Raw genomic sequence first — 10,468 nt, 5'->3', positions numbered from 1 at the left:
GCGCACGGAGCCTAAATGGACCTCCGGCTGGCCCAAAAGCATCTGAAAGAAGCGGAACAACATGTTCTGCTGGGCCGGCAGCACGTTGCGCGACAGCTCGAGATCATCCGCAAACTGGAGCGCGGAGGCCATTCGACCGTTCTGGCGGCAGACCTGCTTGCAACCTTCCGCCTGGTTTTGGCCAATCACATTGCCCATCGTGATCTGATCCGGAGCGAACTGGCGCAATAAGGTGTTGCGCAACAGCGGCGAACTCGCCGACCTCTGCGCGCTCGAACCATCCTGGTTCGAGGACGATCCGCAGGTCGCACAGCTGGTGGCAGGCGGACGCGGTCGTGGCCGTGCGAAGCTCGTGACCTATCTGCTGCAGAGCGCCTTTGCGCGCCGTCGTCACAAATGGGCCGATATATTCCTGCGGACGGCGCTGTGGATGCGCGAGGCGCCGCCTGAGGAGGAGCTCTGCTGGCGCGATCTGACGGTCGTTTCCAAGGCGCTTGCGGACGGGCGGGATCTGACCGGGATCGGGCTCATGCGCAACATCGCGAAGCGCACGATCGCCGTGCTGTCGAGCGAGGAGCGGGCCCGGATGTAGCGGTCCAGCGTGGCAGGCGTTGCATCGGTTCGCCGGACCCGGCTCCTGAGATTCTACAATGAAATTTCAATCTGAATTTGCAGCCTCTGCGGCGCCATTCTCCATTTCAAAGCGTAATGATGGACAGCGTATCCACGGACCCCAATGCCGCCTCGTTCGATTCGGTCGTCGATGACGTTTTCAGCCGCATCGCGTTGCGTTACGACCTGCTGTGCGACCTGTTCAGCCTTGGCATCCACCGCATCTGGAAGCGGCGGATGGCGCGGCGCATCGCCGCCTCGCGCTGGGACAACATGCTCGATGTCGCGGCCGGCACCGGCGACATCGCCCTGCGCGTGATCCGCCGGCTCGATGGCGCGACGACGCGGAGCTGCGTCGTCTCGGACATCTGTCCGGCGATGCTCGACGTCGCTAGACGGCGCGCAGGCCGGCTTGCTAGCGCCGTGCAATTTCGGGTGTTCGACGCCCATCGGCTGGTGGAAGTCCCAAGTGCCAGCGTGGACCTCTATTCGATGTCGTTCGGCATGAAGATCTGCGATTTGCAGAAGCATCTCGGTGACGATGCCCTCGACATGGTCGCCTGAGCGCGGGCGAAGCTGCGCTTTCGAGATCTTGCGTCTGCGTGCCGAACTCCGGTCACCTCGGAGCGGCCGCGGACGATCGCGGTTCGTCCTGCGGCAGCAGACCCACCGTCACGTTCAATGAATTCGGTTGTCCCTGCCGGACCATGGCGAACTGGATCGAGGAGCCGGGCGCCGTCGCATGGATCTTCCTGGTCAGTTCGTGGGCGTTCTTGATCGTCTCTCCGTCCACCGAGGTGATGACGTCGCCACGCCGCAGCCCGGCCTTCGCGGCGGGACTGTTTTGCTGAACGCCTGCGACGATTGCGCCATGCAGATTGTTTTCGCCGAGGCTGTCGGCAATGTCGCGGGTGACGGATTGGACTTCGGCCCCCATCGATCCGCGCGTCACGGAGCCCTTGTCCTTGAGCTGTGCGATCACGTCCCTCACCGTGTCGGCGGGGACCGCGAAGGCGATTCCGGTCGAGCCTCCGGACGGCGAAAAGATCATGCTATTGACGCCGATCACGTCGCCATCGGTATCGAAGCTCGGCCCGCCGGAATCGCCGCTGTTGATCGTCGCATCGATCTGCAGCAGGCCGTCCATCGGACCCGTTTCGATCTCGCGCTCGCGGGCCGACACGATGCCGGCCATCAGCGTCAGGCCAAGCCCGAAGGAATTGCCGGCAGCGAGGATCCAGTCGCCGACGCGCGGGGGCCGATCGGCAATCCTGACGAAGCTGAAATCGGTGCGTCCATCGACCTTGATCAATGCCAGATCGCTCAGCTTGTCCCTGCCCGCGACCCGCGCCGTATAGGTCTTGTCGTCGCTGGTATGGACCTCCGCCTCATCGCTGTCTTCGACAAGACGGCTGCTGGTGACGGCATAGCCATCCGCGGAGATGAAGAAGCCTGATCCGACCGCCACTAATTCGGGGGCTTCCGAGTCCGCTTGCGCATCGGCGGGATCGGGCGGCGGGGCGTCGTCCTTGCGACCCTCCTGCTGCGGCGTGCCGAATTCGAACGACTGGCCGGGCAGGGTCTTGCGCGTCAGGGCTTTGGAGGTGACGCCGATCACGGCGGCTTGAACCTTTTGTGCAAGCTCGGCGAAATCGCCGGGTCCACCACGATACGCGCGGTCTGTAACAGGGTGCAGGAGGATCGCAGGCGGGGCCGCGGAATCGGTGCGGTCGATCGTGGCTGTTTGCGCCAGCGCTGCGCCGATCAGAGCCGTAGAACCGATCATCCCGCCCAGGATCGCCGCGCTGGGCCGGCCGAAGAACTTGTCGTGAGCCATTTCCGCTTTTTCCCTTCAGGCGTTGCGGATGCCACCCGGGACCTTGACGTCCAACAATCTGTCAGGCGCGAGGTTCCTCCGCCGTATGACGTGAAGGGCGCTCCTTCCGCATTCGCCTTGCACCTCAGAAACGGCCGCTGATTCAGGAATACCGGCACGGCGCGGCAGTTATGCCGGCACTCCGGAACAGCGCCGCCGGCCGGCTCGCTCCGCGCCGATCAGCGGCTGCTGCACGAGAGTCTCGAGGATGAAAAGCGCATGGACGCGTTGCTGACGTCGCCGGCAAGAGCAAGATCAATCGGGGCGCGCTTGCGGCGTGGCGCGTCGTCGAGCTTACGAGGGGCGATCGTCTGCTTCGTAGGACACTGCCGCTTTCGCGTCGGGCTCGCACGCGCTTGCCTGATACTTGCCCAGTCTCGACGGGCAAATCACTGCAGCTTCGCGCGGTCCTGTCCAGTCCTTCGCGAAAAAATAAATTGCTTGGCTATTTGCGGAAATCAGAAGTGGATGTCCGCATTCCGCCTCGATGCATCGCGTCGCGCGCGCGGCGTGTCACGCGCTCGCCGCAGTCCGTCAAGCGATGCCACGCATTTCGAACGCGCTTTAGACTGCAACAGCCGTACCATGCAACCGATGCTTTTTGTTCCAACCAACAATGACGGTAAAGGGTTGCGCATCTTCACGTGCAGCTGTCCGCAGATGCGGCGCTTTCATGGCGAAAATCTGCGATGTTGTACCGCAGCAACCAAAAGCCCTTGATCGATCCGGTGATTTCGCGAAGAGTGAAGATGGGTGTGCTTCCGGGGGACAGTCCGGTGTGGGACCCACGAAGTTTTCGACTGCGGAATTTTCTGGCGATCGTGTTCGCTGCGGTGCTGATCGCGGCGATCCTTCGCCATGTGCTCCACGTCTATGGCGGGATTCCGCGTGAGGAGATTCGGGCGGACGCGTTCATTGCAATTCTGATCGTTGCGGCCGTGACGGTGTTCGTTCAGCGGTTCTCGCGACGATGAGGCCTGCCTGATCCGGCTTCAACCGATCGTTTGAGCCTGGTCTTCGCGGAAGACCGCCGCACATGTTTCCGGTTCGCGCTCGAGTTCTTCGTATTCGACGGTGATCGAAACACGCGGAACATTGCGCCCGCCGAGCCGCGTCAGCCAGGTCTCGGGTTCGGGCCTCGGATGATGGACGCGCAGGATCTTGATCGAGGGATTTTCGGACAGCCAGCGATCGCGGCAAGCCTCGGCGTCGTCGTTGTCTCGGCCTAGGATCATGTGCTGTTTCATGTCGGTTTTTTTCTACCATCCGGTCGGCGCCATCTTCTGTGAAGAGCATCACAGGATTGTGGAGAATAGATCAAGGCCGCGGTGGTAAAAGGGTTTATGACACCGGGATTCTACGGGGAAAATGGTATCGTGAGGTGCGCTCGCAAATTTTTTTTGCACTCGATTGCATACAACATCGTGAATGACAAGATAACCCCCGCGGCGCCGATGCCGGCGTGGTTGTCTGAAGCCGGCGCGGCAGCCTGTCCGCGATACACGTTTTGCGCGTGCTTTCGCTGGTCGGCTACCCGATAACCCCTTGATCCCAGTGCAGCTTTGGATTTGGCGTTGGCGTGTCGAAATCGCGGCGGGCGGGACGTGAGCGTCACATCCGCGTGACCAGCCGCGTTGGTCGCCTCCTTGGCTCAGGCGGCGCGCACGGCGCCGAGGAAACCCGCGACTTTATCGCGCAGCATGTCCGCCTGCTTCGACAGCTGACCAGCCGCGCCCAGCATCTCCCTGGCCGCCGTGCCCGTCGCGTCGATGGTGTGCGTCACCGCATTGATGTTGTCGGCGACTTCGCCGGTTCCGGACGCTGCCTGGCTGACCGAGCGCGCGATCTCTTTCGTTGCGAGACCTTGCTGCTCGACGGCGGTCGCAATCGTCTTGGCGATGTCGCTGATCTGGCCGATGGTGCCGCTGATGCCCTGAATGGCGCTGACCGTGTCGCCGGTTGCGCGCTGCATGGCGCTGATATGCGCGCTGATCTCCTCGGTCGCCTTGGCGGTCTGGCTGGAGAGGTTCTTGACCTCGGAGGCAACGACCGCAAAACCGCGGCCGGCATCGCCCGCGCGGGCCGCCTCGATGGTGGCGTTGAGTGCGAGCAGGTTGGTCTGGCTGGCGATCGCGTTGATCATGTCGGTGACGGCGCCGATCTTGGCCGCCGCTTCCGCGAGGCTGTTGACCAGATCATTGGTGCGCGCGGAAGCTTGCACCGCTTCGGCGGCAATCGCCGAGGACGTTCCGACCTGGCGATTGATCTCGGCGACCGAACTCGACAGTTCCTCGGTCGCACCCGCCACCGACTGCACATTGGTGGACGCCTGCTTGGAGGCGGCGGCGACCGCGGTGACGCGCTGCGCGCTCTGCTCCGCGGTCCGGCTCAGCGACCCCGCCGTCGTCTCGACGCCCTTCGCGGCCGCCAGCACGGTGCTGGCGATGGTGCCGATCATCTGTTCGAATTCGCCGGCGAGTTTTGCCATGACGCGCTGCTTCTCCTCGCGCGCGGCGACGAGGTCGGAGATGTCGCGCCGATAGCTCAGCACGACGGGCTGGCCGTCGATCTCGGCGGGCACCAGCGTGACTTGCACCGGCATGTGGGCGCCGTCGGCGCGGCGGGTGATCCATTCGAAGCGCGCCTGGCCTTCCCTTATCGCCAGCGCGACCTTCTCCTTCGCAACATCGGCGGAGCGGCGGCCATCCGGCTGCAGTTCGGGCGCCATGTCGGCCGGCGACCGCGACAGCAGGTCGGCCTTGGCGCGATAGCCGCCGAAGCGGACAGCGGCCTCGTTGCAGGCGATGATTTTTGCGCCCGACAGCACCAGAATCGCGTCGCAGCTGCGTTCGAACGCCGCCTGCCACACCATGTTGTCGCGGTTGTGCTGGGCCGAGCCGGAAAAGAACTTCATGGGGGCAATCCGCTTTTAAGGGAATGTTTGCCACCCATAACAAGGAGATATTAACCAAACGCTTACTGGCGCTGGTCTGCACACGCGGCGGTGGAAGACCGGTCGCTCAGGCCTGCACCAGCATCAGCCGCGCGGCGCGGCCGTCGAGCCCCGAACGATCAGCTGCGGTGCGAGCACGACGTGGTCGTGGCGCGCATCGGGATCGCGGATCTGCGCGAGCAGAAGGCGGGCCGCTCTGTCGCCCATCTCGCGCTGCGCAATGCGTACGGTGGTCAGGGGCGGCGAGAGCATGTCGAGATAGGGCATGTCGTTATGCCCGACAACGGACACCTCGTTCGGGCAATTCAGCCCGCGTTCGGCGAGCGCGTCATAAACCCCGAGCGCCAGCAGGTCATTGGCGGCAACGATCGCGGTCAGATCAGGCCTTCGTTCCAACAGGCGCAGTGCCGCGGCGCGTCCCGCCTCGCGCGTATAGCCAGGTGCGGCCTCGACGGCGATCTCCTCTCCCGGAACCCCGGCCTGCGCCATGCCGGCCTCGAAACCTGCGCGGCGCAGCGCGCCGGTCGAGATGTCCTGCGGGCCCGCGACATGGCCGATCCGGCGATGACCGAGCGCAAGCAGATGGTCGACTGCGAGCCTGATCCCGGCTTCGTCATCGCTGGCGACCGAAGGCACCAGCTTTCCGGCATCGGTGCGGTTGACGAGCACGACCGGGATGCTTGCGTCGATGCAATGCTCGACGACGGGGTCGTGCAGCGACACGGTGGCGAGAACCAGGCCATCGACCCCGCGTGCGATCAGACGATCGGCAAGCTCCACCGGCGATCCGTGCGGTCCCACATCGACGACGATGGTCGCATAGCCCGCCTCATGCAGCGCTTCGGCCACCCCGCCAAGCACCGGCGGAAAGTTAGGGTCGGCAATATCAGGCGCGAGCACGCCGACAAGGCCGGAGCGTCCCGTGCGCAGGCCGGCGGCGGTGATGTTGGGCCGATAGCCCAGGGCGGCGGCAGTGGCGCGGATCCGTTTCGCCACATCGTCTGCGACGAGATGGCTCATCGCAGGGCTGAGCGCGCGCGAGACGGTCGAGGGATGCACGCCGCAGCGGGACGCCACGTCCTTGATCGTCGGGCGCGACGGGGCCGCGGCCTTCGCCCGGCGCCGGCTCAGGCTCTCATGGTTGTGGTTCATTCGGGCTCTCTCAACGCGTGTCCTTCCATCTGCGATCTTGTAAGCTCGATTCGTCAACCTTGACATGCCTCATGGACGGGCAATAAAACCTCTGCAAACGTTTGCATAACTAAGTTCTGTGATAAGGCTGGAGACGCCGGATGAATGTTCCGAATGCGCTGAAACCAAACCTGGTCAGCCCCGAGCATCTGAATCCCCATTGGCGCTGGGATCGCGCGATCCCCTCCCATGGTCATATCTCGGTTGATTTCGAGCGTCGGGTCGATTTCGACCGTTTGCGCCGCTACCGCCTGGCCCGCGCCCGTGCCGCGCTGAAGGCGTCCGGCTGCGGCGCCTTGCTGCTCTTCGATGTCAACAATATCCGCTACGTCACGGGGACCAAGATCGGCGAATGGGAGCGCGACAAGCTCTGCCGCTTCGCGCTGCTCGCCGGTGACGGAGAGCCGATCGTCTGGGATTTTGGCTCGGCCGCCGTCCATCACCGGATCTATTGCGATTGGCTCGCGCCGGACAATTGCCGGGCCGGCATGCTCGGAATGCGCGGCACGGTGCCGCCCGCGGTCGGATTGATGAAGGCGCATGCCGAAGAGGTCATGAGCCTGCTCCGCACAGCAGGTGTCGCCGACATGCCGGTCGGCGTCGACATCGCGGAGACGGCGATGTTCTTCGAACTGCAGAACGCAGGAATGAAAGTGGTCGACGGCCAGCAGATCATGCTGGACGCGCGCGAGATCAAGAACATCGACGAGATCATGCTCTTGAACCAGGCGGCCGCGATGGTCGATGGCGTCTATCATTCGATGTACGAGGCGCTGAAGCCCGGCGTGCGCGAGAACGAGATCGTCGCGCTCGCCAACAAGCTGCTCTATGAGATGGGCTCAGATGATGTCGAGGCGATCAACGCGATCTCGGGCGAGCGCTGCAATCCGCATCCGCACAATTTCACCGACCGCATCCTGCGCCCGGGTGATCAGGCCTTCTTCGACATCCTGCAGTCCTATCAGGGCTATCGCACCTGCTACTACCGCACCTTCAACATCGGGCGCGCCACGGCCGTCCAGCGCGACGCCTATAAGCGCTGCCGCGAATGGCTCGACAATGCGATCGCCCTGATCAGGCCGGGCGTCTCGACCGACACCGTCGCAAAGGTCTGGCCGAAGGCGGAGGAGTTCGGCTTCCCCAGCGAAATGGCCGCGTTCGGCCTGCAGTTCGGCCATGGTCTGGGCCTCGCACTGCACGAGCGGCCGATCATCTCGCGCCTCGTCTCGCTCGAACATCCGATGGAGATCAAGACCGGCATGGTGTTTGCGCTGGAGACCTATTGCCCGGCGAGCGACGGTTTTTCGGCCGCGCGCATCGAGGAGGAGGTCGTCGTCACCGACAAGGGCTGTCAGGTCATCACGCTGTTTCCGGCGGAAGAACTGCCGATCGCCAACCGCTACTGAACCCGACAACAACAGAGGAGAGGAACGATGACAGCGAAACATTCGCTGGGCTGGATCGGCATGGGCCGCATGGGTTTTCCGATGGCCGAGCGCCTGTTGAAGGCGGGCCATCCCGTGTCGATCTGGAACCGCACCCGCGCCAAGGCCGAGCCGCTCGCGGCGAAAGGCGCGACGATCGTTGATCGCCCAGGTGATCTTGCCGGCCAGGACATCGTGTTCTCGATCGTCTCGACGGGGAAGGATCTCGAACAGGTCTATTTCGGCAGCAATGGACTGGTCGCCGGCGGCTCGGCCTCGCGGCCCAAAATCCTGGTCGACTGTTCCTCGATCGGCATCGAGCAGTCGGAAGCGATCCGCGACGACTTGAAAAAACGCGGCTGCGACTTCATCAGCGCGCCGGTCTCCGGCAACGGCAAATGCGTCAAGGCGGGCAAGTTGTCCTCCGTGGTGTCGGGGCCGAGGGCCGCGTTCGAACAGATCGAGCCTTATCTGTCGGTGATCGCCGCCTCCGGCGTCTCCTATGTCGGCGAAGGCGAACTCGCGCGCATCTGCAAGATCGCGCACAACGTCTTCCTCGGTGTCGTGATCCAAAATCTCGCCGAGATTACGATTTTGGCCCAAAAGGCCGGCGTGCCGCGGCATGCCTTTCTCGACTTCATGAATGCCAGCGTGATGGGCTCGACTTTCAGCAAGTACAAGAGCAACGCGCTGGTCAATCTCGACTGGACTACGACCTTCACCCCGGCGCTGCTGCGCAAGGACCTCGATCTCGGCCTGAAAGCGGCGCGCGATCTCGACGTGCCGATGCCGGTGACCGCCGCAACACGCGAGGCGCTGCAGAGCCACTTTGGCGCGGCGACGCTGCAGAAGGACCCCGCGGCCTATCTGGAGGAGGATTTTTCGGCACTGCTGGAGACGGTGGCGCTGGCCTCCGGCCTCAAGCTCGAGCCGGAAAACGTGCCGATGCCGACCGGCCTCGAGGTGGAGGGATAAAAGGGGCGGATCATTTTGCGACAAGACCCTTGGCGATTAATCGCCGATAACCGAATGGGGTGATCACATGGATGACGAGCACAAGCTCGCGAGCCTCAAGTCGGCTGTCAAGCATGCCTTTGAACAGATGATTCCGTTCAATCGGGTGCTGGGTCTCTCTGTCGAATCGCTTGACGCCAATTCACCGCGGCTGCGCTTCGAGATGCGGCCGGAACTGGTCGGCAATCCGGTCCGGCAGATCCTGCATGGCGGCGTCATCTCGGCGACCCTCGACGTGGTCGGCGGGCTTGCGATCGCGCTGGCCCTGGCTGCCAGCAAGACGGACGAGGGCAAGATGCATGAGTCTTCGGCGGTACCGCTGCTTCCGAACATCGGCACGATCGATCTGCGCATCGATTATCTGCGACCCGGGCGAGGCCGGTATTTCGTCGCCGCCGGCCGCGTCGTCCGGCTCGGCGGCCGCGTCGCCGTCGTTCACTCCGAGCTCGTGAACGACGCCGACGAGCAGATCGCCACCGGCGCGGCGGCGTATATGGTCGGTTGAATTTCTATTCCACAGGGTCGGCCATGGCTCAACTCCCCGTCCGCGCCCGCCGTCCCTCGATCGGATAGGCCGGATCGTTGTAGCCCGGCGTCGAAGGATGGCCTGACACCACGAGCCGGTCGACCAGCGCCTCGTCCTCGGGCGTGAAGCGATAGTCGAGCGCGCGGATGTAGTCGTCCCACTGTGCTTCCGTGCGCGGGCCTGCGATGACCGCGGTGACGAACGACGAGTTCAGCACCCATGAAACGGCGAACTGGCCCGCGGTAATGCCGTTGCTCTCCGCATGCTGCTTGATGATCTCGGCGAGCTTCAGGGATTCCGGCCGCCACTCCGTCTGCATCATGCGCGTGTCGTTGCGGCCGGCCCGCGTCTCCTTGTCCGGTGGCGCATCGACCTTGTATTTGCCGGTCAGGACGCCGCGGGCGAGCGGGCTGTAGGGCACGATGCCGAGCCCGTAATAGCCGCAGGCCGGAAAATGCTCGACCTCGGGCATACGGTTCATCGCGTTGTAGTAGGGCTGGCTCGCCACCGGGCGGTCGATGCCGATGTTGTCGCAGATGTTGCAGATCTCGGCGATGCGCCAGGCGCGGTAGTTCGAAACGCCGAAATAACGCACCTTGCCCTGCCGGATCAGTTCGCCCATCGCGCGCACCGTCTCTTCGAGGGATGTCGCGTGATCCTCCTTGTGCAGATAGTAGATGTCGATGTAGTCGGTGCCGAGCCGCTTCAGGCTTTCCTCGGCCGCCTGCAGCACCCAGCGCCGCGACAGCCCGCCGCGGTTGGGATCCTCGCCCATCGGGTTGGCGAGTTTTGTCGCGAGGATCCAGCCCTGCCTGTTGTTGGAGATGGCGCGGCCGACCGCCTCCTCGGAACCGCCTTTCGAATAGGCGTCC

The 10,468-nt window shown here is 63.9% G+C and carries 12 protein-coding genes; 7 read left to right on the top strand and 5 right to left on the bottom strand.

Translation table 11 applies throughout. From position 1 onward, the window contains the following. Window positions 1-15 precede the first annotated feature (15 nt). The 3 genes from JOZ76_RS02400 (at window position 16) to JOZ76_RS02390 (ending at window position 1,176) form a co-directional block, all read left to right on the top strand. Window positions 16-231 (top strand): hypothetical protein, encoded by a 216-nt coding sequence (locus JOZ76_RS02400; RefSeq protein ID WP_291697035.1) that lies wholly within the window; start codon window positions 16-18, stop codon window positions 229-231. A gap of 1 nt (window position 232) precedes the next feature. Further along, a complete protein-coding gene (locus tag JOZ76_RS02395) occupies window positions 233-592 on the top strand; it encodes a hypothetical protein (RefSeq protein ID WP_291697034.1) in 360 nt (119 codons plus the stop codon). A 119-nt stretch (window positions 593-711) separates the two neighbouring features. Next, a complete protein-coding gene (locus JOZ76_RS02390; protein ID WP_291697033.1) occupies window positions 712-1,176 on the top strand; it encodes a class I SAM-dependent methyltransferase in 465 nt (154 codons plus the stop codon). Window positions 1,177-1,228: 52 nt separating this feature from the next. On the opposite strand, the gene JOZ76_RS02385 is transcribed toward JOZ76_RS02390, so the two are convergent. Continuing rightward, the gene (locus JOZ76_RS02385) at window positions 1,229-2,449 is read right to left on the bottom strand and encodes a S1C family serine protease (RefSeq protein WP_291697032.1); all 1,221 of its coding nucleotides are present in this window, start codon (window positions 2,447-2,449) and stop codon (window positions 1,229-1,231) included. A 788-nt stretch (window positions 2,450-3,237) separates the two neighbouring features. Here JOZ76_RS02385 and JOZ76_RS02380 point away from each other — a divergent pair. Next, a complete protein-coding gene (locus JOZ76_RS02380) occupies window positions 3,238-3,462 on the top strand; it encodes a hypothetical protein (protein WP_291697031.1) in 225 nt (74 codons plus the stop codon). An 18-nt stretch (window positions 3,463-3,480) separates the two neighbouring features. Here JOZ76_RS02380 and JOZ76_RS02375 read toward each other — a convergent pair whose 3' ends face one another. The 3 genes from JOZ76_RS02375 to JOZ76_RS02365 all read right to left on the bottom strand — a co-directional run bounded on the left by JOZ76_RS02375 (window position 3,481) and on the right by JOZ76_RS02365 (window position 6,593). Then, the gene (locus JOZ76_RS02375) at window positions 3,481-3,723 is read right to left on the bottom strand and encodes a hypothetical protein (RefSeq protein WP_291697030.1); all 243 of its coding nucleotides are present in this window, start codon (window positions 3,721-3,723) and stop codon (window positions 3,481-3,483) included. Window positions 3,724-4,139: 416 nt separating this feature from the next. Further along, window positions 4,140-5,402: a methyl-accepting chemotaxis protein gene (locus tag JOZ76_RS02370; RefSeq protein ID WP_291697029.1), complete on the bottom strand. Its 1,263-nt coding sequence runs from the start codon at window positions 5,400-5,402 to the stop codon at window positions 4,140-4,142. A gap of 123 nt (window positions 5,403-5,525) precedes the next feature. Continuing rightward, window positions 5,526-6,593 (bottom strand): LacI family DNA-binding transcriptional regulator, encoded by a 1,068-nt coding sequence (locus tag JOZ76_RS02365; RefSeq protein ID WP_291697028.1) that lies wholly within the window; start codon window positions 6,591-6,593, stop codon window positions 5,526-5,528. Window positions 6,594-6,733: 140 nt separating this feature from the next. Between JOZ76_RS02365 and JOZ76_RS02360 the strand changes: the two genes are divergently transcribed. The 3 genes from JOZ76_RS02360 to JOZ76_RS02350 all read left to right on the top strand — a co-directional run bounded on the left by JOZ76_RS02360 (window position 6,734) and on the right by JOZ76_RS02350 (window position 9,575). Continuing rightward, window positions 6,734-8,038, top strand: coding sequence for a M24 family metallopeptidase (locus tag JOZ76_RS02360; RefSeq protein ID WP_291697027.1), 1,305 nt, complete (start codon window positions 6,734-6,736; stop codon window positions 8,036-8,038). Window positions 8,039-8,065: 27 nt separating this feature from the next. Continuing rightward, window positions 8,066-9,031: an NAD(P)-dependent oxidoreductase gene (locus JOZ76_RS02355; protein WP_291697026.1), complete on the top strand. Its 966-nt coding sequence runs from the start codon at window positions 8,066-8,068 to the stop codon at window positions 9,029-9,031. A gap of 67 nt (window positions 9,032-9,098) precedes the next feature. Then, a complete protein-coding gene (locus JOZ76_RS02350; RefSeq protein ID WP_291697025.1) occupies window positions 9,099-9,575 on the top strand; it encodes a thioesterase family protein in 477 nt (158 codons plus the stop codon). 28 nt (window positions 9,576-9,603) lie between these two features. Here JOZ76_RS02350 and JOZ76_RS02345 read toward each other — a convergent pair. Then, on the bottom strand, window positions 9,604-10,468 hold an 865-nt coding region (locus JOZ76_RS02345; protein ID WP_291697024.1), incomplete at its 5' end, for an aldo/keto reductase.

The organism is Bradyrhizobium sp., from assembly GCF_019244115.1.
Classification (GTDB): Bacteria; Pseudomonadota; Alphaproteobacteria; order Rhizobiales; family Xanthobacteraceae; genus Bradyrhizobium.
Note: the sequence above shows the minus strand (reverse complement) of the source record. Positions and strands in the feature narration are given on the sequence as shown.